The 24,893-nt window shown below is 60.8% G+C and carries 27 protein-coding genes and 4 pseudogenes; 23 read left to right on the top strand and 8 right to left on the bottom strand.

The window, feature by feature from the left end; all coding sequences use genetic code 11:
* Positions 1-212 precede the first annotated feature (212 nt).
* From AC1Q7H_RS19500 to AC1Q7H_RS19455, 10 genes and pseudogenes are all read left to right on the top strand, one after another.
* Positions 213-511, top strand: a pseudogene (locus AC1Q7H_RS19500) (YHS domain-containing protein); the annotation flags it as partial.
* A gap of 133 nt (positions 512-644) precedes the next feature.
* A complete protein-coding gene (locus tag AC1Q7H_RS19495) occupies positions 645-911 on the top strand; it encodes a DUF2933 domain-containing protein (protein ID WP_492381569.1) in 267 nt (88 codons plus the stop codon).
* Complete coding sequence (locus AC1Q7H_RS19490; RefSeq protein ID WP_492381618.1) at positions 911-1,576, top strand: methyltransferase family protein; 666 nt, start codon at positions 911-913, stop codon at positions 1,574-1,576. Before AC1Q7H_RS19495 ends, AC1Q7H_RS19490 begins: the two co-directional genes overlap by 1 nt.
* A 36-nt stretch (positions 1,577-1,612) precedes the next feature.
* Entirely contained in the window at positions 1,613-1,879 is a 267-nt protein-coding gene (locus tag AC1Q7H_RS19485; protein ID WP_153954444.1) for a DUF5676 family membrane protein, read from the top strand.
* A 128-nt stretch (positions 1,880-2,007) separates the two neighbouring features.
* The gene (ftsH, locus tag AC1Q7H_RS19480; protein ID WP_153954443.1) at positions 2,008-3,948 is read left to right on the top strand and encodes an ATP-dependent zinc metalloprotease FtsH; all 1,941 of its coding nucleotides are present in this window, start codon (positions 2,008-2,010) and stop codon (positions 3,946-3,948) included.
* A gap of 14 nt (positions 3,949-3,962) precedes the next feature.
* Positions 3,963-4,138 (top strand): annotated as a pseudogene (locus AC1Q7H_RS19475) (polyphosphate kinase 2); the annotation flags it as partial.
* A complete protein-coding gene (locus AC1Q7H_RS19470; RefSeq protein WP_492378732.1) occupies positions 4,101-4,538 on the top strand; it encodes a c-type cytochrome in 438 nt (145 codons plus the stop codon). The pseudogene AC1Q7H_RS19475 and the gene AC1Q7H_RS19470, both read left to right, overlap by 38 nt.
* Before the next feature lie 179 nt (positions 4,539-4,717).
* Positions 4,718-4,921: a YgaP family membrane protein gene (locus AC1Q7H_RS19465; RefSeq protein WP_153956691.1), complete on the top strand. Its 204-nt coding sequence runs from the start codon at positions 4,718-4,720 to the stop codon at positions 4,919-4,921.
* Positions 4,922-5,020: 99 nt separating this feature from the next.
* Positions 5,021-5,374 (top strand): carboxymuconolactone decarboxylase family protein, encoded by a 354-nt coding sequence (locus AC1Q7H_RS19460; protein WP_153956690.1) that lies wholly within the window; start codon positions 5,021-5,023, stop codon positions 5,372-5,374.
* A gap of 106 nt (positions 5,375-5,480) precedes the next feature.
* Positions 5,481-5,999 (top strand): aspartate carbamoyltransferase, encoded by a 519-nt coding sequence (locus AC1Q7H_RS19455; RefSeq protein ID WP_492381568.1) that lies wholly within the window; start codon positions 5,481-5,483, stop codon positions 5,997-5,999.
* 655 nt (positions 6,000-6,654) lie between these two features.
* On the opposite strand, the gene AC1Q7H_RS19450 is transcribed toward AC1Q7H_RS19455, so the two are convergent.
* Positions 6,655-6,831: a hypothetical protein gene (locus AC1Q7H_RS19450; protein ID WP_492381567.1), complete on the bottom strand. Its 177-nt coding sequence runs from the start codon at positions 6,829-6,831 to the stop codon at positions 6,655-6,657.
* On the opposite strand from AC1Q7H_RS19450, the gene tnpA (AC1Q7H_RS19445) reads away from it, so the two are divergent.
* From tnpA (AC1Q7H_RS19445) to tnpC, 3 genes are all read left to right on the top strand, one after another.
* The gene (tnpA, locus tag AC1Q7H_RS19445; RefSeq protein WP_492381566.1) at positions 6,832-7,218 is read left to right on the top strand and encodes an IS66-like element accessory protein TnpA; all 387 of its coding nucleotides are present in this window, start codon (positions 6,832-6,834) and stop codon (positions 7,216-7,218) included.
* Positions 7,215-7,550, top strand: coding sequence for an IS66 family insertion sequence element accessory protein TnpB (tnpB, locus tag AC1Q7H_RS19440; protein WP_492381565.1), 336 nt, complete (start codon positions 7,215-7,217; stop codon positions 7,548-7,550). The genes tnpA (AC1Q7H_RS19445) and tnpB (AC1Q7H_RS19440) overlap by 4 nt, the downstream gene beginning before the upstream one ends.
* A 67-nt stretch (positions 7,551-7,617) precedes the next feature.
* Complete coding sequence (gene tnpC / locus AC1Q7H_RS19435; RefSeq protein WP_492381564.1) at positions 7,618-9,150, top strand: IS66 family transposase; 1,533 nt, start codon at positions 7,618-7,620, stop codon at positions 9,148-9,150.
* 25 nt (positions 9,151-9,175) lie between these two features.
* Here the strand turns inward: tnpC and AC1Q7H_RS19430 are convergent, their stop codons facing one another.
* Positions 9,176-9,385: a transposase gene (locus AC1Q7H_RS19430; protein ID WP_492381563.1), complete on the bottom strand. Its 210-nt coding sequence runs from the start codon at positions 9,383-9,385 to the stop codon at positions 9,176-9,178.
* A 105-nt stretch (positions 9,386-9,490) separates the two neighbouring features.
* Entirely contained in the window at positions 9,491-10,357 is an 867-nt protein-coding gene (locus tag AC1Q7H_RS19425) for a LysR substrate-binding domain-containing protein (protein ID WP_013958670.1), read from the bottom strand.
* A gap of 125 nt (positions 10,358-10,482) precedes the next feature.
* On the opposite strand from AC1Q7H_RS19425, the gene AC1Q7H_RS19420 reads away from it, so the two are divergent.
* The 6 genes from AC1Q7H_RS19420 (at position 10,483) to AC1Q7H_RS19395 (ending at position 16,087) form a co-directional block, all read left to right on the top strand.
* Complete coding sequence (locus AC1Q7H_RS19420; RefSeq protein ID WP_153956687.1) at positions 10,483-11,070, top strand: cysteine dioxygenase family protein; 588 nt, start codon at positions 10,483-10,485, stop codon at positions 11,068-11,070.
* A gap of 112 nt (positions 11,071-11,182) precedes the next feature.
* A complete protein-coding gene (locus AC1Q7H_RS19415) occupies positions 11,183-12,796 on the top strand; it encodes a rhodanese-like domain-containing protein (RefSeq protein WP_492381562.1) in 1,614 nt (537 codons plus the stop codon).
* 61 nt (positions 12,797-12,857) lie between these two features.
* The gene (locus tag AC1Q7H_RS19410) at positions 12,858-13,859 is read left to right on the top strand and encodes a Bug family tripartite tricarboxylate transporter substrate binding protein (RefSeq protein WP_153956685.1); all 1,002 of its coding nucleotides are present in this window, start codon (positions 12,858-12,860) and stop codon (positions 13,857-13,859) included.
* A 58-nt stretch (positions 13,860-13,917) separates the two neighbouring features.
* On the top strand, positions 13,918-15,132 hold the full coding sequence (metC, locus tag AC1Q7H_RS19405; RefSeq protein ID WP_211982921.1) for a cystathionine beta-lyase: 1,215 nt from the start codon (positions 13,918-13,920) through the stop codon (positions 15,130-15,132).
* A 101-nt stretch (positions 15,133-15,233) separates the two neighbouring features.
* Positions 15,234-15,707, top strand: coding sequence for a molybdopterin-dependent oxidoreductase (locus tag AC1Q7H_RS19400; protein WP_492381561.1), 474 nt, complete (start codon positions 15,234-15,236; stop codon positions 15,705-15,707).
* Between the two features lie 32 nt (positions 15,708-15,739).
* Positions 15,740-16,087 (top strand): helix-turn-helix domain-containing protein, encoded by a 348-nt coding sequence (locus AC1Q7H_RS19395; protein ID WP_153956682.1) that lies wholly within the window; start codon positions 15,740-15,742, stop codon positions 16,085-16,087.
* A 309-nt stretch (positions 16,088-16,396) separates the two neighbouring features.
* On the opposite strand, the pseudogene AC1Q7H_RS19390 reads toward AC1Q7H_RS19395, so the two are convergent.
* Positions 16,397-17,030: pseudogene (locus AC1Q7H_RS19390) on the bottom strand (IS110 family RNA-guided transposase); the annotation flags it as partial.
* A gap of 196 nt (positions 17,031-17,226) precedes the next feature.
* Here AC1Q7H_RS19390 and AC1Q7H_RS19385 point away from each other — a divergent pair.
* Positions 17,227-18,780: a cryptochrome/photolyase family protein gene (locus AC1Q7H_RS19385; protein WP_211982917.1), complete on the top strand. Its 1,554-nt coding sequence runs from the start codon at positions 17,227-17,229 to the stop codon at positions 18,778-18,780.
* 96 nt (positions 18,781-18,876) lie between these two features.
* On the opposite strand, the pseudogene tnpB (AC1Q7H_RS19380) reads toward AC1Q7H_RS19385, so the two are convergent.
* Both tnpB (AC1Q7H_RS19380) and tnpA (AC1Q7H_RS19375) read right to left on the bottom strand, forming a co-directional pair.
* Positions 18,877-19,073, bottom strand: a pseudogene (tnpB, locus tag AC1Q7H_RS19380) (IS66 family insertion sequence element accessory protein TnpB); the annotation flags it as partial.
* A 44-nt stretch (positions 19,074-19,117) separates the two neighbouring features.
* A complete protein-coding gene (gene tnpA, locus AC1Q7H_RS19375) occupies positions 19,118-19,525 on the bottom strand; it encodes an IS66 family insertion sequence element accessory protein TnpA (protein WP_013958661.1) in 408 nt (135 codons plus the stop codon).
* Between the two features lie 740 nt (positions 19,526-20,265).
* Here tnpA (AC1Q7H_RS19375) and AC1Q7H_RS19370 point away from each other — a divergent pair.
* Positions 20,266-20,385 carry a hypothetical protein gene (locus AC1Q7H_RS19370; protein ID WP_492381560.1) on the top strand — a complete coding sequence of 40 codons (120 nt, stop codon included), beginning with the start codon at positions 20,266-20,268 and terminating at the stop codon, positions 20,383-20,385.
* 16 nt (positions 20,386-20,401) lie between these two features.
* Here the strand turns inward: AC1Q7H_RS19370 and AC1Q7H_RS19365 are convergent, their stop codons facing one another.
* Positions 20,402-20,692 (bottom strand): porin family protein, encoded by a 291-nt coding sequence (locus AC1Q7H_RS19365; protein ID WP_153956679.1) that lies wholly within the window; start codon positions 20,690-20,692, stop codon positions 20,402-20,404.
* 663 nt (positions 20,693-21,355) lie between these two features.
* Here AC1Q7H_RS19365 and AC1Q7H_RS19360 point away from each other — a divergent pair.
* Positions 21,356-22,021 carry a helix-turn-helix transcriptional regulator gene (locus AC1Q7H_RS19360; protein WP_153956678.1) on the top strand — a complete coding sequence of 222 codons (666 nt, stop codon included), beginning with the start codon at positions 21,356-21,358 and terminating at the stop codon, positions 22,019-22,021.
* Entirely contained in the window at positions 22,018-22,584 is a 567-nt protein-coding gene (locus tag AC1Q7H_RS19355; RefSeq protein ID WP_153956677.1) for a DUF6036 family nucleotidyltransferase, read from the top strand. Before AC1Q7H_RS19360 ends, AC1Q7H_RS19355 begins: the two co-directional genes overlap by 4 nt.
* 315 nt (positions 22,585-22,899) lie before the next feature.
* Here the strand turns inward: AC1Q7H_RS19355 and AC1Q7H_RS19350 are convergent, their stop codons facing one another.
* A complete protein-coding gene (locus AC1Q7H_RS19350) occupies positions 22,900-24,555 on the bottom strand; it encodes a SulP family inorganic anion transporter (RefSeq protein WP_194946941.1) in 1,656 nt (551 codons plus the stop codon).
* Between the last annotated feature and the right edge of the window lie 338 nt (positions 24,556-24,893).

Raw genomic sequence — 24,893 nt, 5'->3', positions numbered from 1 at the left:
GAAATCAAGAAGCAAATCGACTGGTCGCCCAGAATGAAATGTAATTTACGCGCTGCAGATCCTCCTAATCGCCCCAAGGAGAGGACGGAATGCCGACCAAGTCCACCACCCCTAATGGGAGGAATTACGGCATTACCGACGCCCAGGCAGTTCCAACGGCCGCCGCGGGCCCAGCCGCACCCCAGCAGCTCGTGCGTGACCCAGTTTGTGGCATGGAGATTTCCCCACAGGAGGCCGCTGCCAGCACGGAAGTCGACCAGAAGCGATATTGGTTCTGCTCCCCACACTGTGAGCAGGCTTTCCTCGCCAACCCGGCGAAATATATTCTTCACCCCGTAGATAGGCGTAGCTCGGCTGGGCCTTCTAGCAGTCCTAGCCCACCGGACGTCGCTCCTATCCCTGCGGCGAGGCCCGCGCTTGCTTCCCGCGCCGCTAAGCCACTCGCCAAGGACCCATCTGCGGAATGATGGTGGACAAGGCTACGGCCCTGTCCGCCGAGCGTGGCAACCGCGTCGCTCGTTTTACTTTGAATCGGAGGCGTCGCGAACGGTTTTTCAGCAAGACCCGACGAGATGCATACATCGGCATCATCGGCACCACGGCTGCTGCTAGGCGATACCGTCTTCCCTTTTAAGGAGGAAAACATGAACCACGACCACAACGGTCATGAGCGGCCTGCCGACGCACTGCGCACCGTGGCCAGGTCCAAGCTGGTCATGATTGGCTTTCTGCTGGTGATTGCCTACTTCCTATGGACTGAACACCGGGCACACGTCATTCAGTTCCTGCCATTACTTCTGCTGGCCGCCTGCCCCCTGATGCACATCTTCATGCACGGTGGACATGGACATGGACACCGTCACCGACCGGATGACGCCACAAAGGACACGACCACCAAGGGAGAGCGATGATGCAACCCGAAACACAATCCAGCTACGGCCTCTGGACGCTGGTCATTATCAACTCCGCTGTCTTCATCATCTTCGCCTTCAGCTTCACCAAGCCGAAGACCCAGCGCGATTGGCGCTCGTTTGGCGCGTTCTCCGCGTTTATTGTGGCGCTCTTCACAGAGATGTATGGCACCCCCCTGACTATCTATCTTCTGCTGCCGTGGCTTTCGGCGAAGTTCCCGGGAATCGACTTCCTCTCGCATGATGCCGGTCATCTTCCGGAGATGATTTTTGGCTGGAGCGGCAATCCACACCTGGGGCCATTTCACATCGCCAGCGACATTCTAATTTTTGGCGGCTTCATCATGCTGTCTTCCGCCTGGCGCATTCTGTACCTGGCCCAGCAGCAGCACCGCCTCGCGACCACTGGTCTCTATGCGCGCATGAGGCACCCTCAGTATGTCGCTTTCGTCCTGATTATGTTCGGCTTCCTGCTGCAATGGCCGACGATAGTCACTCTGGTGATGTTCCCCATTTTGGTCTGGATGTATGTTCGGCTGGCCAAGGCAGAGGAGCAGGACGCACTGGCCGAGTTCGGGCAGGCCTATGAGGAATATCGGCACAAGACACCAGCATTCATTCCGCACATCTCAGGCCGAGATGTTCCGCGGACGCGTCCTCATTGAATTCAACCGTAATCTTCCTTGCACCCGGAGGCTGCCATGAAGCCGTTCAAGACTGGTGTGACGCTATCTGCAACAGTCGTGCTCTTCTACGTTCTATGCACGCTCGTTTGGATGGTTCTTCCTGAGCCCTTCATGAATTTCATGAATGCGCTCTTTCACGGGCTCGATTTCCGGCGCCTTCAGACGGGCGAACCGATATCTTGGTGGTCGGTCATCTACCCGGCCTTCGTTTTTGCAGTGTGGTTCTTTGCTGCTGGGGCTTTCTTTGCATGGTTACACAACAGCTTTCGGGGAGAGACCTGACACCAAGAATGGCGACTACCGATATGACTGCAAGGCTTAGCGCCACAGCTTTTTGGGACCGGCGGCCGACCTCGAATAGCGGTGGCAGTCGAATTTTCTTGGCTTACCCGAAAGATTAAAGGGTTTCTATGGAACCGCGTCAGCAGCAGTTTTCCCTATGGTATGTGGTCCTGGCAGTTTCCGCGATGCTCTTCCTTCAGAGCGTCCTGTTCTCGTCCCATGTCGAGACGCTACCGTACAGCGACTTCAAGGTCCTACTCAAGGCCGGAAAGCTCAAGGACATCACGCTTGGAGAAGGAGCTATCACTGGCACGCTCAGCACCACTGGCATTGAGACACTGCTCCCCAAGCAACAGGTCGAAGAGATGTTGCGCCAGGGAAAGGGAGACCACCCGTTCTCCACGCTTCGGGTCAACGACCCCAATCTGGTCCAGGACCTCGAAGCCGCCAAGGTGCGCTTCGTCGGCCAGGCCGACAGCAAGTGGATTGGCACGCTGCTGTCGTGGATTGTTCCTGCAATGCTCTTCTTTGCCGTCTGGAGCTTTCTCATCAAGCGGGTGGGCAGCGCCGCCGGCGGGATGTTGGAAATAGGCAAGAGCAAGGCAAAGGTCTACATGCAGAAAGAAACGGGGGTGACGTTTGCCGACGTCGCCGGCATCGATGAGGCAAAGGAGGAGTTAGCCGAAATCGTCAACTTCCTGAAGGACCCGCAGCGCTATCGGCGTCTGGGGGGCAAGATTCCCAAGGGCGTACTGCTCCTGGGGGCTCCTGGCACCGGCAAGACATTATTGGCAAAGGCAGTAGCCGGCGAAGCTGGTGTGCCGTTCTTCACCATGAGCGGTTCTGAGTTCGTTGAGATGTTTGTGGGCGTTGGAGCCGCGCGGGTACGCGACCTGTTCAACCAGGCCGAAACCAAGGCACCCTGCATCATCTTCATTGACGAACTCGACGCGCTAGGCAAGACCCGTGCCCTCGGTGCAGTTACCGGCAATGACGAACGCGAACAGACCCTGAACCAGTTGTTGGTTGAGATGGACGGATTTGATACCAACAAAGGCGTCATCATCATGGCGGCCACCAACCGGCCAGAAATCCTGGACCCGGCGTTGCTGCGCCCCGGCCGCTTCGACCGCCATATCGCGCTAGACCGCCCTGACCTGAAAGGGCGCGAGCAGATTCTCAAGGTACACATCAAAAATGTCGTTCTTGCCCCGACCGTCGACCTGACCAAGCTGGCCGGGCGCACGCCCGGATTCGCGGGCGCCGACCTCGCCAACCTTGTCAACGAGGCCGCACTGCTGGCGGCCCGGAAGGGCAAGGATGCCGTGGAGATGATTGATTTTGACGAGGCGCTGGACCGCATCGTAGGCGGCTTGGAGAAGAAGAACCGCGTGATGAATCCGCAGGAGAAGGAAACCATCGCCTACCACGAGGCCGGTCATGCCATCGTGGCTGAGTCGCGGCCACATGCTGACCGAGTTTCCAAGGTCTCTATCATTCCCAGAGGCGTCGCAGCACTGGGGTACACGCAGCAGACCCCGACAGAGGACCGCTATCTCCTGAAGCAAAGCGAGCTGTTCGACCGACTCGATGTTTTGCTTGGAGGTCGCATTGCCGAACAGATTGTCTACGGAGACGTTTCGACCGGCGCGCAAAATGACCTGCAACGCGCAACAGACATGGCTCGCCAGATGATTACGCAGTTCGGCATGAGCGAGCAGCTTGGACTCGCTACTTACGAGGATATGCCGAACCCGCTCTTTACCGGACCAGGACTGATGCCTCGGCAACACAAGGAATACAGCGAGAGTACTGCGCAAATCATCGATGCAGAAGTCCGGACGATTCTGGGCGATGCCAGCCAGCGGGTGAAGCAGACCTTGCTGGCAAACCGGCACAAGCTGGACGCGCTGGCAAAGCTACTTCTCGAACAGGAGGTCGTAGACCGACCTTCGCTGGAGCTGTTGCTCTCCGAGAAAGTTACCCCGCTCACACCCGGCAAGGCTAGCCCCGCCGCGCCCAATGTGCCCGATCCGCGAAAGGTGAACCATGAGAACGACGGCAAGTAGCCAGACGGCTCCCCATCCGAGGTAAGCTCCATGTGACCTATGAGGAGATGGTCCACCTGCTCAAATCGAGCGGGTCAAACTACAGAAGCACTTCATTTCCTGCAGCGACCGGATTCTGGTGATTCTTGAGGGAAGGGATGCGTCTGGGAGGGATGGGACCATCAAGCGCATTGTCGAACACCTTAGCCCCGCGTGAAACGGGTGTCCCGACCGGCATCAACGTGACTGGTCGAGGTTTTGAAAAAATTGACACGCCTCAGAAGCCAGACCCGGCCCATGGCAAGGCCATCTACACCGCGCAATGTGCGTCCTGCCACGGTGGCGAAGGCCAGGGTACTAAGAATCCGCAAGGCGGCTATGTGTTCCCTCCGGTCTGGGGCAAGGACTCGTTCAATGTGGGCGCTGGCATGGCGCGCCTGTACACGGCGGCCGCGTTCGTGAAGCACAACATGCCGCTTGGGCAGGGCGGAACGCTGTCAGCCCAGGACGCGGTTGACGTCGCCGCTGACTTCACGCAGAAGCCGAGGCCCGATTACGCTGCATGGGTGAAAGACTGGCCCAAGGGGGACCGCCCGAAGGATGCACGCTAGCTTCAGTCGAGGCACGGCCGGTGTCGGCGTTCCGCACTAGCTTGCGCTATATCAAGAACCGACGTCCAGCAAGAGGCAAGACTATTTCAGTAGCTCTCGCTTCAAAAGCTGGATGTGCAGAGCAGCAAGTCCATTCCGCTTTTCGTCCACACCGTCTTGTTATTGACAAGGAGCCTGCAATGCAAGCAAATGTTGGAACCATTGACCGAATCCTCCGGATTGTTATCGGGTTGGTCCTGATTGGTCTGGCCGCGACCGGAGGCATTGGCGCCTGGGGCTGGATTGGCGTCCTGCCACTTCTTACCGGCATAGTGCGCATCTGTCCTGCCTACAGCATTCTGGGTGTGAAAACATGCTCGACACCGAAGGCTGGCGCAAAGTAGTTCGATGTCAACCAGTTGAGCAGCCGAGGGGCTGCTCGCGTCAATGATGTTGAACGATGGTTCAATCGCCGTGCGCATTTCCTAGACGATGGAGGCTTCATGAGTGGCATTCCGGAATTCAAGACCGTAGTCAAAAATGTGTCTGCGCAAATGCGCCGCTTGCGTGAGACCCAACCTGACTTGATGACAGCCTTCTCCCAACTGGCTGCGGCCGGTACCAAAGAAGGTGCGCTAAGCAAGAAGACGAGGGAGTTGGTGGCATTGGGTATTGCCGTCGCTTGCCGTTGCGACGACTGCATTGGCTTTCACGTCCAAGCGCTTGTCAAGCTGGGAACCGCGCGAGCCGAATTGGAGGAAGTGCTGGGAACAGCCGTGTACATGGGGGGCGGACCGTCCATGATGTATGCCACACACGCATTGAAAGCCTTCGAGGAATTCACGGCCGACGCGTAGCCCGACCTGGTTATTATCGAATGGCTTTTTCTCTGCGCCGCATGTGTACTAGCTGCATTGCCTGGCTGAGCGCAGTCCCGCTTTCTACCCGACAGGTACCTCGCAAATGAAAAAGACCTTTACTTGTGTCGCTCTGGCAGTTGCTGCCTCGACCGTCCCGCCGCTTGCCAACGCTGCCGATGTCCAGCGCCAAGTCGAAATCGCCGAGCGAGGCAAAAACGTCATGCCGTTCAACCTCAAGGCTACAACCCATATATTTACCAAGACTGCTGTGGGTGGAACGCAGCGCGTTATAGCCAAACATGCTGGCGACAAAGAGCAGACCACGCTGATTAGGGAGCATCTGCAAGAGATAAGAAGCCAGTTCATCGAAGGCGACTTTTCCAGTCCATCATACATTCACGGCAATGACATGCCTGGCCTGACCGAGCTTCGTTTAGCAAAACCGGGGCAAATTGCCATTGAGTACCGGGAGGTCGCCGACGGCGCCGAACTCGACTACCGAACATCAGATGCCAATTCCGTTGCGGCATTGCACAACTGGTTCGACGCACAACTCGCCGACCACGGACCGGATGCCGTCGAGGGCCAGCGGCATCATCATGGTGACATGCCCAAGCCGTGATTGAGGGTTCCCTCCTTCAAGTGTCGCCACTGTTGCCCATGCGGCATCACAGAACCTCAACACGCCGCCGCTCTTTGCGCGCTGTCGTCATGCGGTCGGTCGGCGGAGCAAGATTGCATAGGCAGTCGGATTGGCTAACCAACTGGCTCGCCTGCGGTTGGCTCCGTCGCTACGGATGATGCGTCGTGCTACTTGGCTGCCGCCAGCATGTAGTCAACGGCGGCTTTCACCTCCTCATCGGAGGCGCTTCAGCCACCCCTGGGGTAGCCTCATACCGAGTCCGCCCAGCGCATGCGCATACAACGTTGCCGGCCCAGCTTAATGCGGAGGCTCATGAGGCCTCGTCGCCAAATCTCGGTGCAGTCATTATTTGTTGGAGGCCGATATACCGGTCATTCATGTATTGCCGCTGCTTTAGCTGCTCCGGTGCCGCATCGCGGATATCGATGAGAACTACCGTTTTTCGGACTTCAACAGATCCGACAACTCATTGGACTCCTCGGGGATCGTCACAGGTCGAGACTTGATGCGCTGGCGGTGGCGCCCAACGTGTCAACCAAGTCTGATTGCGGCATAGCACGGGCCAGAAGCGAGGCCAATGCGTCGGGTGAGTTGCGCAAACACGTACTGACCCGTGCACTAAATAGTGCGCAAATCAGGCTGCGTAGCAAACATGCTTTTCCTGAAAAAGGTTACGGATGACATGAGGATGCTTCTGCAGGCGATGCAGATCGCGACGCACGCTATCGATCAGTAAGCGTCCGGGCAACCCGTCTTGAATTGAGGTGAAGGTCTTGGGAGCATCGTGTCCGCTTAACGAATAGGTGGACACGTGAACACTATCGAACAAGAGGCTCCGGCCGGACGACGTCGGCGCCGCCGCTACAGCCGCGAATTCAAGGCTCAGGTGGTTGCTGCATGCCAGGGACCAGGTGTTTCGATTGCAGCAATTGCGTTGCATCACAAGCTCAACGCTAACCTGCTCAGGCGCTGGGTTGACCAGGCCGAAGGGAATGTGCCGGCCCTGATCGTCGGCAGCGAAGTGGCAGTCCAACGGGCCGCGACGCCGGCATTCGTGCCGGTACCGCTCGAGTCGAGGAACGTGCGCTCAACCGAGATCCGTGTCGAAGTGCGTCGCGCAGACCAGTCGATCACGGTAAGCTGGCCGACATCCGAAGCAGCGCAATGCGTTGCCTGGCTGCGCGAGTGGCTGGCGTGATCCGCATTGACGAGGTTTGGCTGGCGGTCGATCCGCTGGACATGCGGGCCGGCTTCGACAAGGCGCTGGCCAGGGTGGTCACGGTGTTCGGGGCCGCGCATCCGCACCATGCCTACCTGTTTGCCAATCGCCGGGCCAACCGTATGAAGGTTCTGGTTCACGACGGCATCGGCATCTGGTTGGCAGCACGCCGGTTAAATCAAGGGCAGTTCGCGTGGCCGCGTTCCGGCGAACCAAAGCAATACCCGCTGACGCACGAACAATTGGCCGGCCTGGTGCTTGGATTGCCATGGCAGCGCATCGGTCAGGATGGAGTGATCCGAATCGTGTAACGTCCGCGATTGCAATCGGTGCGCGTGCCGATGTTTGTGGAATGCCGGGCACGGCACAATAGCCGGCATGATCGACACCGCACAACTCCAGGGCATGAACGCAGACCAACTGCGGGTGCTGGCCATGGATTTGATGTCAGAAGTGCGGGTGCGGGATAGTGAGTTGCGCCTCAAAGATACCCGCATCGCCCAGCTCACGCATGAGATGGCTGTGTTGAAACGGTGGAAGTTTGCCGCCCGTAGCGAGAAGCTTCCAACCGAGCAACAGAGCTTGCTTGACGAAGCCATCGACGCAGACCTGATCGCCATCGAGCACGAGCTCGAACAACTCGCCAGCAAACCGAAGAACGAGCCCCCGCCGAACAAACCGCGCCGTGCGCCGCTGCCGCCGAATCTGCCGCGTGTCGAAGTTCGCCATGAGCCGACGTCGACCACGTGTGGTTGCGGCTGTCAGCTCAAGCGCATTGGCGAAGACGTCAGCGAGAAGCTGGACTATACGCCCGGCGTGTTCACCGTCGAGCGTCATGTGCGCGGCAAATGGGTGTGTGCGCAGTGCGAAACGCTGACGCAGGCCCCGGTGCCGGCCCAGGTGATCGACAAGGGAATCCCTACCGCCGGATTGCTTGCGCAGGTGCTGGTAGCCAAATACAGCGATCACTTGCCTCTATATCGGCAGGAACGCATCTTCGAGCGCGCAGGCCTGGCCATTCCTCGGTCCACGCTCGCGCAATGGGTCGGCATGTGCGGCGTGCAACTACAGCCACTGGTGGACGCGCTCAAGGAGCAGATTCTGCAACATCGTGTGCTGCATGCCGACGAGACGCCGGTGGCCATGCTCAGTCCCGGTAAGGGCAAGACGCAGCGCGCCTACCTGTGGACGTATTGCCCCGGGGCCTTCGAGGATCTGCGCGCAGTGGTGTACGACTTCGCCGACAGTCGCGCGGGCGAGCATGCGAGGAACTTCCTTGGCAACTGGAAAGGCCAGCTCGTCTGCGACGACTTCACCGGTTATAAGGCGCTGTTTGCCCAGGGCATTACCGAGTTAGGTTGCATGGCGCACGCAAGACGTAAGTTTTACGACCTCCACGCAGCGAGCAAAAGCCAGATCGCACAGGATGCTCTGCAGTACATAGGTGAGCTCTACGAGGTCGAGCGGGAAGTGCAGCAGCTTGCTGCACAATTGCGGCTGGAAATCCGGCAACAACGCGCCCGGCCGATTGCCGATGCGCTCCACGCCTGGATGACCGGGCAACGCGCTCGCGTGAGCGAGGGATCCGCTATCGCCAAGGCGCTGGACTACAGTCTGCGGCGATGGACTGCCCTGACGCGGTACCTCGAGGATCCGCAAGTCCCGATCGATAACAACTGGTGCGAAAACCAGATCCGTCCGGTTGCTCTCGGCCGGAGCAATTGGCTCTTTGCGGGATCGCTTCGGGCAGGCCGTCGCGCTGCTGCGGCCATGAGCCTCCTTCAGTCGGCCAGGCTGAACGGTCACGATCCCTACGCCTATCTCAAAGACGTTCTCACACGACTGCCAACGCAGCCCGCAAGTCGCCTCGAGGAGCTTCTGCCTCATCACTGGCAACTCCCGCAGTCCTGACCGCGGCGCTGTCGTCAAGACGGGATCACCGCGCGCTTACATCGATCATTTCCGTCTTGCTGGTCGGCCGGCCCTCGCCCATCGCGTTGGTTTTCACATCCTGATTGAGCAACTCATCGGGGTTCAGCTCGGGACAGTATCCGGGCAGCCGTATCAGGCGCAGCCGCTCAGCATTTTCCGCGACGAATTGCCCGACTGACGGACCTGAAGCCGTGGTATGCAGCGAAGCCATCATTCCGCGGCAAATATTGATACGCGATCTTCTTAGTTTGCAGCGCCTGCTACGCGGCCTACGATTCAGGTTTCCCTGTTCTCAGAACGCCGAAATCGCGGGTAGCCGTCACGCGCTGACCAGCCCGCGCTGCAGGGCGGTTTTGAGCATTGAGAAGACATGCCGTGCAACAGGATTGACCGCATTGGGACGCGCCCAAAGGTAGTAGGTGACATCGGGCAACCGCGGCAAGCCATCGTTCTCGCCCAGGATACGCATGTCCGCCGTCAGCAGGTCGATGCTGCGCGCCGTAATGCCCAATCCACCGCGCAGCGCCGCCTTGATGCCGATCAGGCTTGGTGCCAGATAAGCGATACGCCAGGGTACACCAGCATGCGTCAACGCCTCGAGCGACAGCTTGCGGAACAGGCTCGGCTCATCGGCCAGGATCAGCGGTACCGGCGTGCCGTGCTCATAGACAAAATCCGCCGAACACACCCAGATCGTAGGCGTGGTGCGCAGCACAATGCCTTCGAGTGTATTGTCCTCGCGCGTGGAAACGGTCAGGTCAATTTCGCCGCGCCGCAGCGATTCCATCAGGAATGGGCTTCTGCCGACATGGATCTCCAGCCGCAGCGCCGGCGACGACCGAGCAATATGCGACAGCAGCACCGGAAGGATGGTATCCGCCACATCGTGCGGCGCGCCAATGCGCAGCGAGCCGGTCAGGTCTCCCTCGCGCAGCATTCGGAGCGTCTCGTCGTTGATGGTCAGCAGCTGCCGCGCGTATTCCAGCAGCTTCTTGCCATGCCGCGTCATCTGCTTGCCACGGCCCTGGCGCTCGAACAGCGTCAGCCCAAGCTGTTCTTCCAACCGTTGCATCTGCTGGGTGACGGCCGATTGCGTGCGTTGCACGGCTTCGGCGGCGGCGCCAAAGGTTTCATTGTCGGCAATGGCCACCAGTGTGCGAAGCAGGTCCAGATCGAGGTTACGCATTCATTAGTCCTGCTAATGGGTTTTCGTCGCGCATTAAGTGGTTTTCAGGGCTGATGTTCATTACAGTGAAACACGAAACAGCGTTCTACCCCTCAAAAACAGAGATTACAAGGATCGATTGCATCATGTCCATCACACAACAGCGCCAGGCAGCCGTCGGAGAGACCATCGAATCCATTAAGAATATCGTAGATAAACGCGCCGTCACGCGCGCCAGCTTGGCCGATGTCCTGTCCCATGTGGAAGAACTGGCCGCCCGCACCGAACTGTGGGGCGAGACCGACTTCCCGCCGCCCGAGCCCGGTGAACGCCAGGCGCGTTACCTGATCACCGAGGATCCTGACCAGACCTATGCGCTGTACCTGAACGTAATGCGTCCGGGCAAGCGCATCCCGCCGCACAACCACACCACCTGGGCCTGCGTGGCCGGTGTCAGCGGCATCGAATTCAACGATGTCTACACCCGCACCGACGATGGCAGCCAGGCCGGTGTGGGCACGCTCGAATATTCGCATACCGTGGAAGTCGGCCCGCGCTGTGGCATCGCGCTGCTGCCTGACGATATCCATTCCGTGGAAATCCAAGGGGAAGACGTCATCCGCCATCTGCATATGTATGGTCGGGCGCTGGAAACGCTGACCGAACGGCTGACGTTCGACCTCGAGACCGGCCGCTGCCAGATCATGAACGTGGGCGTACAGACCCGCCGCTAAAAGAAAGCCTGAACGGGGGCCTGAGCCATACCGTCAGGCCGCCCACTCCTGAGATCCGACCCGACGAATTTCCTCTCCGCGGAGAGGGCGGCCACCCTTTGCCCAAAATTTCATGAGCCAAGCTTCCTATACCGCTGTCGACGCCGTCACCCTGAAGGGCTGGCTGCACGATGCCGACGAGATCGCCCTGTTCGATGTGCGCGAACACGGCCAGTATGGCGAGGGCCATCCGTTCTATGCCGTGCCGCTGCCCTACAGCCGGCTCGAACTCGACATCGGCCGCCTGGCACCTCGTACCGATGCGCGCATGGTGCTGGCCGATGACGGCGACGGCGTGGCGCAGGCCGCAGCCGCCGCGCTGGCACGCCTTGGCTATACGAACCTGTTTGTCCTCGATGGCGGCGTCCCGGCCTGGCAGGCCGCCGGCTACGCGCTGTTTGCCGGCGTCAACGTGCCGTCGAAGACCTTCGGCGAACTGGCTGAGCACCACTACCGCACCCCACGCGTCACCGCGCAGGAACTGGCAGCCATGCAGGCCGGTGCCAATGCACCGGTGGTGCTCGATGGCCGCCCGACCGGCGAATTCCGCAAGATGAATATCCCGGGCGCGATCTGCTGTCCCAACGGCGAACTCGCCTATCGCCTGCGTGACCTGGTGCCCGACAGCACCACGCCGATCGTGATCAACTGTGCGGGCCGTACGCGCAGCATCATCGGTGCGCAATCGCTGATCAATTTTGGCGTGAGCAACCCGGTCTATGCGCTCGAAAACGGTACGCAAGGCTGGTACCTGAACGATTTCACGCTCGAACACGGCGGTACCGCACGCTATCCGGAGAACGCGTCGCCACGCGAACTCGATGCCGCGCGCAACGCCGCGCAGGCGCTGGCCGCCCGCTTCGATGTGCCGCGCATCGCCGCCGCGCAGGCCATTGCATGGCTGGCCGACAGGTCGCGCACCACATTCCTGTGCGACGTGCGCACCCCCGAGGAATACGCCACACAGACGCTGCCCGGCGCGCAACACACCCCTGGCGGCCAGCTTATGCAGGCTACCGATCAATATGTCGGCGTGCGCCGCGCTAGGCTGGTGCTGTTCGATGCCGAAGGGGTGCGCGCCATCGTAGTGGCCAGCTGGCTGCGCCAGATGGGCCATGACGCCGTGGTACTCGATGGCGGATTGCAGGCAGGACTCGTGGCCGGAGTCAAGGCTGCGCACGGACCCGCATATCGGGTGGCCGCGCCGGCCACCATCAATGTCGCGCAGTTGGCCGCCGGAATGGCCACGCAATCGATGCTAGCGCTGGACCTGCGCGGCAGCATGACGTACCGCGCCGGCCGAATCGCCGGCAGCCACTGGTCTACGCGTGCGCGATTGGCACAAAACCTGCGCGGCGTGCCGCACGACACCACGCTGGTGCTGATCGGCGATGCCGACGGCGATGATCCCGCTGACCTGGCCTTCGCTGACCTGCACACGCTCGGCTATCGCGATGTACGCCGGCTGCACGGCGGCTTCGGCGCATGGCGGGATGCCGGCCATGCCGTGAGCCGGGGCGCCGAGACCCTCCCCGATGCGCGGTGCATCGACTACCTGTTCTTCGTGCACGACCGCCACGACGGCAACAAGGCCGCAGCCCGCCAATACCTGGCTTGGGAAACGGGGCTGATCGGCCAGCTCGACGCGCAGGAATTGGCCACCTTCCGTTTCAGGCCTCTCGACTGATTCCCACCCGAACCTGCAAGTCCGCCACGACAAACCTGCCAAAAGAGAACGAGGTCGCCCCATGTCACGCCCGATGTCATCACGCTTTCCGCAGCTTCTGGTTGCAGCACTCACCTTCACCATGTTCGGCGCCGCCACGGCGCAGCCGCTGGCGCCGGTCAACGATTATCCGTCGCAGTCGCTACGCATCGTGTCGCCGTTTCCCGCCGGCGGCGGCAATGATGCCGTGACGCGCGTGGTGGCCGCGCGGCTGTCACAAGTGCTAGGCCAGAGCGCGGTGACGGACAACCGCGGCGGCGCCGGCGGCAATATCGGCACGCGCTATGTGGCGGAGTCGAAGCCCGATGGCTATACGGTGCTGACGTCGCAGGTATCGATCATGGCCGTAAACCCGACGCTCTATCGCGCGCCGGGCTTCGACCCGATCAAGCAGTTCATTCCGGTCACGCAGATCAACGCTGCGCCGCTGGCTATCGTCGTCTCCACCAACGCCCCCTGGAAGTCGTTCGAGGAACTGGCAGCACAGGCCAAGGCGCAGCCGCAGAAGATCACCTTTGCCACGCCCGGCAACGGCACGCTGTCGCACCTTGTGGGCGCGGTGCTTGACAAGGACAGCAAGGTCTCGCTGCAGCATGTGCCATACAAAGGTGCCGGGCCGGCCATCAACGACCTGCTCGGCGGACAGGTAGATGTGCTGATCACGTCCACCTCGTCGGTGGCCGGTTTCATCCAGACTGGCCGCATGCGGGCATTAGCCGTCACCAGCCCGCGTCGTCTCGGGGTATTCACTAAGGTGCCGACCCTTGAAGAACTGGGCTATCGCAATGCACGCTTTGAGGACTGGTACGGCTTCTTCGTGCCGGCCGGCACGCCGCCCGAGCGCGTGGCGCTGCTGAATCGTGCCATCGTGCAGGTGCTGCAGATGCCCGACGTGGTGAAGACCATCCGCGACAGCGGCAGCGACGTCATAGCCAACAGCTCCGAAGCATTCGCCGTACAGCTCAATCAGGACATCTCCCGCTGGTCGCAGATCGTCAAGCTGTCCGGCGCTCATGTCGACTAACGGAAGGCACGAACCTTGCGACGTCTCCCACAATCGTGAGCCACCCCACAGGCCAACCATGACGAAAGCGCTCCCAACACGCCTTGCCCATGCCGGGCGCATATCCGCTGTGTCCGGCGGCCAACCGGTCAACCCAGCCGTGGTGCGTGCGAGCACCGTGCTGTTCGAATCCGTTGCCCAGCAGCGAGAGATGCGCGCGCGTCGCGATACCGAGCGCCTGTTCACCTACGGTGCGCGCGGTAACCCCACCAACTTCGCGCTCGAAGACATGGTGACGATGCTTGAAGGCGGCTATCGCACACGCCTGTTCCCGTCGGGGCTGGCTGCGGCGGCGATGACGATCCTAGCCTATGTACGCCCCGGCGAGCATGTGCTGCTACCCGACTGCGTCTATGAGCCAGTGCGCAACCTGGCCAACGGCTTCCTGCGCCAGCACAGCATCGCTGCCGACTTCTATGCGGCGGACGGCTCCGACCTCGATGCGAAGCTGCGCCCGGAAACGCGGCTGGTCTATGCGGAAGCCCCCGGCTCGTTGGTCTATGAAATGTGCGACCTGCCCGCGCTGGCGGAACGCGCACATGCAAACGGCGCACTGGTCGCCGCCGACAACACCTGGGGATCGGGTCTGCTGTATCGCCCGCTGGAACTCGGCGCCGATATCTCCCTGATGGCCGCCACCAAGTACCTGTGTGGCCATTCCGACGTGATGATGGGCACGGTCTGCACCACCGAGGCCGCCTGGCAACCACTGGCGACGATGTCCGACTCCTTCGGCATGGCCGTGAGCCCCGACGATTCCTATCTGGTCCAACGCGGGATCCGCTCCCTAGGCGCGCGTCTCGCGCAACATCAGGAAAGCGCATTGGCGGTGGCGCAATGGCTGCTCGATCGCCCCGAAGTCGCACAGGTCTTCTGCCCTGCCCTGCCGCACGATCCCAATCACACGCTGTGGCAACGCCACTGCCATGGCACCAATGGCCTGCTCTCTTTCACCTTGCATTCGCAGGCGCCGGTGGCGCCCGAACGCTTTGTCGACAACCTGCAGCTGTTCGGCATCGGTGCCTCATGGGGCGGCTTCGAAAGCCTGGCGGTACTCGCCGACATGCGCCGCGCGCGCAGCATCAGCGACTGGTCATCGCACGGCACCGTGATTCGGCTGCATATCGGCCTGGAGGCCGTGTCCGATCTAATGTCCGACCTCGATCAGGCATTCGCCGCCATCGCTCACATTGAATCGACTGAACAGGAGTCCTCCCATGCCCATCATCGGTGACTGGTTGCGCCAGCAATCCGGCCCCGCCCGCACCAGCGGCCAGCTGCCTGTCGGCTCGATGGCCTCGGGCGTGAGCGTCACGCTGCCCTATGTGGCGATGCGTGGCGCGCAACCGGCGCGATGCCTGGGCACGACCGCAAACGGTGATTGTGCAGGACATCTGGTGGACGGCCACGGCACGCCATGCCGATATCGTGCTGCCAGTGACCACAGCATTGGAGCGCAACGATATTGGCGGTTCTTCGCGCGACCGCCACGTGCTGGCAATGCACCAGGCCATCGCGCCGCTGCATCGGGCACCCGCGGCCACCAGCCTGTGGCGCGTCAGGCGGCGCGGCCGGATCACCGCCGATGAAGGCGGCCTGTTCATTCCGGCCACGCGTGCCGGGGATCTGGTGCATGAGGGTGCGTCGATCGGGGACACGCTCAAGCTCGATGCCTCGCTCACGGCCGTCAAGCCGTTCACGCACGACGGCATCCCAATCGGCCTGCGCAGCGATCCGGTCGTCCACACCGGCGAACGGCTGGCCTTCGTGGAAACTCAACTCGTAAAGCACTTCATACAGAAAAAATGATGCTCTACCATATCGGTTGATATGGAGATAGCATGGGCAGAACGGAGATAGACCGACTGGTTGTTGTGGTGGGGCACGCGATTGCCAGGCACCGCATAGCAGCCAACCTCACTCAGGAACAGGTGGCGGAACGGTTGGGGATTGGCAACGAGGCGGTCTCCCGAATGGAGCGTGGCGTCGTCATGCCCACGATCGCGCGCCTGGCCGAGTTGGCTGACATCTTCCAGTGCGACACCTCGGAACTGCTGACCGGGGCCAGCACCCGCTCCAGCGATCAGGCCAACCATCTCGCCCGGCTACTGACGAAGGTCAGCAGCCCGGACCGCGCCATGATCGTGGCCATGGTCGAGACCCTGACCGCGCGACTAGCTCGTCGCTGATCCGCTCCACTTCCGTTACCCTCAGTACCCCTCCGGTAAGAGCAGGGTCGTGACCGAGCGATCTGCCGGGGCGCGTTCATATAAGTTGGGGAGGCCTCCAAGGGAGCGGGCGCTAAGAGCATCCGGGCACCGCGCCGGCGCCCAGCGATTGATGGTTGCAGGCGAAGCTTGGCGATTAATTGCATTTCAATTTCGGCGTAACGGCTTGGCCTGGAACGGGGGCGCCGCCACTGGCGGAAGAGCGCAACCACGGCGACCGCCAGGAAATCCCGTCCGTCGCGCCCATCGATAGCCTCCGACCTCTTCGCCGCTCAATTCGTTATCCCGATGCCATGCCTCGACCTGCGCGCCAATTTCGTCGACCTGACGCTCCAGCATCCTTCAGATGCTCCAGCAGCCGCTGGACGAGCAGACGGAACGAGCCTGGCAACTCATTGGTCGCATCCTCGATCAACTCCGGCACCTGCCTGGCAATACTCCCGATACCCTGGGGAACTACTAATCCAAACTCGGCCAGCAAACCACGAATCTGGTTGGCCTGCGAGGTGCGCGCTTTCACGAAGCCCTGACGCGCACGATGCAGCGCCAACACCGCCTGCTGCTCAACATACTTGATCGGCACAAACCTCATGTTCGGCCGTGCTACCGCTTCGCAGATTGCCTAGGCATCGGCCGCATCGTTCTTGTTCGTCTTGACATACGGCTTGACGAACTGCGGCGCCATCAGCCGCACCGTGTGACCGAAGCTCTGCAGCTTTCGAGCCCAGTGGTGCGCGCTGCCACACGCCTCCATCCTAATCACGCCCGGCGGCAGAGTCGCAAAGAACTCGGCCACCTGGGCACGCTTGAGCTGCTTTCTCAACGTCGCTTTGCCCAGCTCATTCACACCGTGGATCTGAAACACATTCTTCGCCAAAGCGATGCCAATCGTCGTGACCTGCATGAGGGATGCTCCTGTTTGAGAGATTGCCATGCTCACCAGTTTGGCACTCATGTACCTTCACGGGGAGGGGCGTCCATCCCATTAACGCCCCGATGAAGATATGGAACGTATGATGTCAAAAGCAGCCAAGATGCGGCGCAGGCGATACCCGCAAATGGAGCTGTGCCACAACGTTCCATGGGACTAAATTACAGCAATGCCGAGACCCCTTTCTCCTGCCTCTGAAACAGCTGGCACCAGACGCATGCCCTACCGGATCGACCGGGAGTTCGCGCGTGGCCTAGTCTGGTTCCGGCGTGACCTGCGCGCCGACGACCATGCAGCGCTGCACTATGCCCTCAAGCACTGCCGCCAAGTGTGGTGCGTATTTGTCTTCGATCGCGAAATCCTTGACCCGCTGATTGCCCGCGGACGCAAGGTCGATCGGCGTGTAGAGTTCATCCTGAGGTCGTTAGAGCCGTTACGCAGGACGCTGACCGATGCGGGCGGTGGCCTGATCGTGCTTGACGATACCGCGCGCGATGCCATTCCTCGGCTGGCGGCCGAACTCGATGCAGAAGCCGTCTTTACGAACCACGACTACGAACCTGCGGCGAAGCGGCGTGACACGGCCGTAAGTCAGGCACTGGCTTCCGACTTCCGGGTGCTGTTCACATTCAAGGACCAGGTTATCTTCGAGGCTGACGAGCTCATGACCGGCCAGGGCCAGCCGTTCAGCGTCTTCACGCCGTACAAGAATGCGTGGTTACGCGGAGTGCAGCCGTTCGACCTTCGACCGTATCCAGTCGACAAGTATCTGGGCGCGCTGGCACCGGTGCCCCGCCAGTATCAAAAGGCTTCGCCAATGCTGGACGATCTCGGCTTCGCTGTCAGCAATCTCGCCGAGATTGCGATGCCCACTGGCAGTGATGGCGCCCGTGCACTATTCGACGAATTCATCGACCGCATCGGCGACTATGGCAACCGGCGAGATTTTCCCTCGCTGCGCGGCCCGAGCTACCTGTCGGTACACCTGCGCTTCGGCACGATCTCGATCCGCACGCTGGCGCGAGCCGCGCTCGACGCCGTACTGCGCGGCGGCAGCAAAAGCGCCGGCGCGGCCGTCTGGCTGTCCGAACTGATCTGGCGCGACTTCTATTTCATGATCCTCCACCACCATCCCCGCGTGGCCGACGGAAAGTCTTTCCGCCCCGAATACGATGCGCTGCGCTGGGTCGACTCTGTCACGGGCGACAGATACTTTCAGGCATGGTGCGACGCACAGACCGGCTATCCGCTGGTCGATGCCGCGATGCTGCAGATCCGCCAGAGCGGCTACATGCATAATCGTCTACGGATGGTGACTGCAAGCTTTCTCGTCAAGGACCTCGGCGTCGACTGGCGACGCGGCGAGCAATATTTCGCCGACCAGCTCAATGATTTCGATTTCTCGGCAAACAACGGCGGGTGGCAGTGGGCTGCATCAACGGGCTGCGATGCACAGCCGTACTTCCGTATCTTCAATCCGGTCATGCAATCGGAGAAATTTGATCCGCAGGGGCGATTTATCCGCAAGTACTTGCCGGTGCTGGCACAGATGCCGGACAAGTACATCCATGCGCCATGGACGGCGCCGGTGAATGTGCTGGCTACAGCGGGGGTGAAGCTTGGGGAGAACTATCCACCCCCGATCGTGCAGCACGACGTTGCGCGGAAAGAGACCCTTGAAAGGTATGCGGCGATAAAGAAATCGATGCGCACCGAGTTCTAGATCGGCGAACTTCAGCGCGCTCGTCGGGTGGCGCCGCTGCGCCGGAATCTCGATGCCTTCGAGCCAGGCGTTCAGTTCGGCCGGCGAGAAGCCGCCCTGGGCCAACGCCGCCAGCGAGGGAAAGCGGCGGCGCTCGAGTCGCTCGTACCACAGCACGAAGCCGGTACGGTCCCAGTAGAGGATCTTGACCTTCGAGCGGTCGCGGCCACGAAGACGAACAGGTGACCCGACAACGGGTTCTGTCCTAGCAGCGGCTGCACCAGATATGACAGAGCGTCGATGGACTTGCGCATGTCGACCGTATCGCGGTAGATGAAGGCTCGCACATCGCCGGTGATCAGCACCGTCCGCCTCCCAGTTGCCCGAGCACAAAGCGTACGATGCGCTCGGCATGCGCGCCGGTGAGTTCGATGCGCGCGCCGGCCAGTGCGATCACTACATGGTCACGCCCCCTCGATGGCGCGATGTCGGCCACCGCTTGCACGGCGGGTGCTGTGCCCGTGGCCGCCGCGATGAACGCGGTGTCGGCGGTCACCGTCAGAGGCATCACAGCCGGCTGGTCGTGGTCCACGCGCTTGCGCCACAGGCCAGAGGTGCTGACCGCCAGGCCATGCTGCCGGCAGAAAGCGCGGATGCCCAGCCCGCTATTGTTCCACTGCGCCACCATCTCCCGCCAGAAGGCTTGATCATGCCGGTAATACCTCGTCCCTTCGTGTCCACTACTGCCGTCTCGATGCTCGGCCATCGCTTCACTCCTTATACCGTGAAGCCGCTACCTTCTCATCGCTGCTCCTGCCTCACCAGATGGGTTCCGCTGACGCTTACGATCGCGCGGGAAAGGCATGCGGCGCGCTGTCGCTGGCTCTGCACGGTGCTCTATCTGGGCGGGCTGCGGCCTTTGGATTCACCGGCACAGCCATGGGCGCATTCCTCGGCCAGCGCAACGCCCAGGGCGTCAAGCAGGACGGCCGGCCCAGCGACAACTATCTTGGCCGGTTGGCCGGGATGGTTGTCCGAAAGCTTTAGTTCATGGTTGTCGGCGGCGCTGACCGAACCTTAAGTCAGCATGACTTTCGTCGAGGCAATGGCTGGCCTGCCAAGCGTATCAACGTTAAGGCACACAATCATGCTAGGCAGAACATCCACGCTTTGCCGGTCGACAATGTTTGGACAATCGGTAACCGTACAAGTATTGCTTACCGCTTGAACAATTGAGACGGACCAAGACGGCAGGCGGACCCCTATCAGGTCACTCTGCGATCGCAATGATCTGGTTTAGTTGCTCACAAGCCGCAGCAAATACCTCCAAGGGAGCCTGTCTCCAGGTCTCACGGCCACCTTGCGGATTGCAGTCGATCCAGATGATGTCACGTCGCTCAGGCACCCATAGCTTGCCCGCCATTAGATAGCCTCCGCGCCGATGCGTTGCGTGACCATGGATTCGCTGCCGTGCTTGATTGGGTCAAACTGAAGGATATGCATCCGATGCTGGTCCTGTCCCCGCGGCCGTTCAATGAACGGACCAGCATCGTGATTGGCTTGCCGATGACTACCGCAGCCTACAACGATATCCAATCGCCGATGCTGAAGTCGGTGAGTCAGTAAGGCCGGTTGCCACGCGTCAGAAGATATGCCTGATACCCAGCGCCGCGCCAGACATGCTGTTCTTCCCTGCCCCGAGGTAGTAGCCGGTTCCCAGCCCACCGACAGAGGTATCGAAGTTCAGGGACGCGTTCTTGGCATAGGCAGTAGTCAGATAGAGGTTAGTGCGCTTCGACAGGTAGTAGTTGTTGATTACCTGCACCTGCCATGGATTGGCGATATTGCCCAGTAGCGCATTGGTAACCGGATTGGCGACTTGCTTGACGTTGTCATAGTAGTAGCCGGCCGTCACCTGCCAGGTCTGGGTCACATGGGGGATGGTTCCGGTTTGCTGCGGCAGATCGGCGCATAAATTCTAGACTTTGCGTTGGGCATCATTCCGACTTTTACGGCATGCGCGCGTCCTCGTTCCGGCCACTCCCGCCCTCAAATCGCGTGTCGCTGTGGTCCTCTACAGAGGAGTCCTCGCTCAGAAAAGAGCGTCACGGTGCAATAGGTTGGGCCGCAATGTGGAATTCTCAGGCCCACCAAGGGGTCATGACTTCAGCAAAGCGGCCAGGTACTGGCATCGCACGACCCTATGGCTTGCATCTCAGATGCAGACCGACCTTTGCGCTCCAATCCATTGCACCATACAGCCCGCCGCCGCTGCCGCTGCCGCCAATAATTTCGTGATCGTGAAATTGCAGATTAGGCCCCGCTGATATGCCGCTGTGCATGCCAGGCCGACCGTATGCGGCGTGGAGGTCCGAAAGTCCTGTTGCTATTCCCTTGGGCTCGACCTCTTTGGCGACGCGTCCTCGTTGCTCAGCGCGTGCTGGCGCGACCCCGCTCACTTCTGGCGGCGGTCGCCGACCCACCAGGCCATCGTGAGGCTTGCCAGCGTCCCACCTCAACAACGCAAACTGACGATGACGCGATGATGTTCAACAAACTAGTCTAATTTCCATATTTTGACTAGAATACTGAACATATGCCAGCCTTCACTGATACTACTTCCGTCCTAGAACGTCACTTGCTGCTGCAACTCGGCGACCGCATCAAGCGTCTGCGGAAGGCCCAGAACTTCAGCACGGTCGAGATGGCCAAGCGCGTTGGCATCTCCCGGACGACCCTCGCTGCCGTTGAGGCAGGCGACCCCGCGCCGACGATGGGCACTTACCTTCGCGTCATGTCGGTCCTCGGCGTGGCCGGGGATCTCGCCCTGCTGGTCAGCGACACCTTCCAGCCGCCGCCGGCAAATTCAGCAGCCGCCTCGTCCAAGCGTACCAGACCGCAGGTGCAAGTTATGGTGACGACGGATCCCAGCCGCCATCAAGCTCAGGATTTGCAGAGCATGGCGCTGCACAAGGAGGCGATCCGAATGATTCATGAGGATCCTGCCCTACTGGGCCGGGCCCAAGAGGTGCTCAGGCGATGGCGCTCGCAGGGAGACTCACGGTCTGATTCACTTTGGTCCGAGTGGGAAACGATTCTTGCGAACCGGTCGTGGCGCAAGGCGCTTGGCCGAACTCGACGTGCTCAAGAGCTTCGCCAAGCCTCTCCCCTGCCGGCTGTTCTACCCGACGCCCTTCGGCAGGAGGTGCTTGCACAGATCCAGGCGTTGAAGAAAGGCGTTGTGATCGGGGATCAGGAATGAACCGGGAAGATCTGGAACACATCATTCGGGCCGCGGCCGACATCACGAATGAATACGAGTTCGTTGTCGTTGGCAGCCAATCGATCCTAGGGCCGATCCCCAACCCGCCGGCAGTTTTCACGATGTCTGCGGAGGCCGACATCTACCCGCTCAATGCCATCGACAAGGCGGATGCGATTGACGCGGCCATCGGAGAAGGCTCGCGTTTTCACGAGACGTACGGTTACTACGCGCAGGGCGTCGGGCCAGAGACCGCCTGCCTGCCGGCCGGATGGCAACGCCGCCTGCAGCGCATCCAGACGGCGGGCACGAATGGACGGGTTGGCTATTGCTTGGACGTCGTTGACCTCTTTATGGCGAAGGCGGTAGCGGATCGCGACAAGGACCGCGTCTTCTGTATGGCCCTAATTCAATACGGCTATGTTTCGCCGCGCGCAGCGCTCAGCCGCGTCCAGGACATGCCGATAGAAAAAGCTGCACAGGGACGACTGCGTGCACGCATCAAGCGCTGGACGAAGGCCTTGCGGGACCAAGGTCATGCGGTTCCCGATGGCGACGCCTAGTCGGAGCTATCCGTTAGGCGGCGTAGGTGCAGTAACAACGTTGCCCCGGTGCTCGCCAACTCGCCATAAGGCACCGTTATCGGATCTTATTGCCATGCCCCCGGCTCACGCTCTTCTCCCCGCCCATGCCTTGCGACGGACAGCGTGGAGTGCAACGGCAGTAACCGGCCATCTCCTTCCATTCGCCAGCGCGCGCAGACGGACATCCAAACGGCGGCTCCACCAGACAACGGACATTCGTGCGCGGCCCATATCAGTTGCATCTTCGGCCACCATAAGCGACATTCGTCCCCTCGTCTGACAAGCGTCCGTGCGTCAACTCGACTGAGCGAGCGCGGCGGCGACCGCATCGTCGACGCTGTAATGAACGTCTGACGGGGTGAGACCAGGCATGCCTGCCAAAGTCAGCAACGCCAGCGCGGGCTCCTTCAGGCGCGCGAAGAACAACCTCTTGCCGCGCGCAGCAGCAAAGCGTTCGAATTCCATCAATGCCTCCACGCTGGTGCTATCCAGATCGGGGGACTCTTCCAGACTGAGAACAATCGATTGCGTGCTGTCCCCCGCGTTGACGACCAACGTCCTCACATGCTGCATCATGACTTCGACATTGCCAAAAAAGAGCGGTGCCTCCGGACGCAGGACGATCACGCCCGGGACTGGTCGCGCATCAGAATGCGCTGCGAGAACAAGGAAATCGTGTCCTTCGCCAAGGCGGCCGAGGGTGCTCACGTTCGGAACCGAGAGCCCTCGCAAAAGCATCAGCAGGCTGAGCCCAATCGCGGCGAGCAACCCGTAGAGCACGCCTAGTACGAGCACTGCCAGCACGGCGGCGGCGACGAGGATACGGTCGCGATGCAAGCGCAAATACGGGGTGAATACTGATGGGTTCAACGCGTGACTAAGCGCATGGCAAACGACAGCAGCGAGAACCGCGGTGGGCGTGAGCGCCACCAATGGCAGCAAGGGGAGCATGATGACGGCCACCACTACCGCAGCGAACCAACCTGCCCAGCGCGACTGGGCACCAGCCGCTTCGCTAGTGGCACTTGCCGAATAGCCCGCGCCTACAGGCAGACCATGAAAGAGCCCTGACAGCATATTTGCAGCGCCGAGCGCGAGCAACTCACGGTTCGGCACCGTCAAGTCTCCATGCTTGAGTGCTAACGTGCGGATCGAGCTATACGATTCGGCGTAAAGGATCAGCGCCAGCGCAAAGGCGAATTCGCCAAGTTGGGCCCATTGGTGGTGATCAAGGCTGGGCAACGAAGGCATTTGGCCCGATAGTTCGATTGTGCCGACCACCGACACCCCATGGGCGTGAAGGCCGAACCAACGACTGGCGACGATGCCTAGCGAGATGACGACGAACGCGCCCGGCACCTGGCGTGAGCGACCGAAAGCGAATAGCAGGACCAGCGCGACGAGCCCGGTTGCTAACTGCCAGACGTTCCACTGCGGGTAGCTACGGGCAAGCTCGATCAGGAAGCCGGCAGAATCGGTGTGCTTGAGGCTCACGCCGAGAAAACTCGGGATCTGTCTTATAATGATGACAATTGCTAGACCGAACGCGTAGCCTCGCAGCACGGGTTTGGCGATGAACTCAGAAGCGCTGCCCAAGCGTGCGAGCGACGCGCTCACGAAGATCAACCCGGTAATCAATACGAGCCCGGCGGCCAGCAGCATGCGCATCGGCAGGCTGTCACCGGCCATTCCCACTGCTACGGCTGCAACGACGGCTGCCGACGATGACGTGGCCGACACAATCGCAAAGCGGCTGTTGCCCAGCAGGCCGTAGGCGACGAGTCCCGCGAGCAGCGCTATGACGCCCGTCTGAGGTGGTAGGTTGGCAATGGTTGAATACGCGATTGCCTCAGGAACGAGCAGGCCAGCGACAGACAACCCGGCGCGCAGGTCAGGCAAGTAATGGCCCGCGAGAACGCGCGCGGACGCCTTGCACGGATACTTTTTCATACCCTTCCGGTCGTTTTGCATTAGCTATGCAGGATAACGGTATCACGTTGGCTCGAAGGAACTGGCGAAGTACCACTGCTTTTCGCTGGGGCGCTTCAGATTACCAGGATGAGCCGGAACATCGCTGGACCTCCATTGGACATTCCCCGACGCACTGAGCGAGCGCGTGTCCCGCATGCGGCATGCCGTTGCAGTTCGTGATCGCTCATCCTCTATTCGGCTGTAGGAATGCAACCGGGACCCCGAAGTGTTCCAGTGGCAATATTGCTCAACTGGACAAATTGCGATAATGCCGTGACTCGGCTATTTTTCATAGTTGGTCGATCGCCTATTGTTTC

It is taken from the genome of Cupriavidus sp. GW823-FHT06D04 (assembly GCF_058795055.1).
The sequence above is the reverse complement of the archived record's forward strand: the minus strand, read 5'-3'. Positions and strand labels throughout refer to the sequence as shown.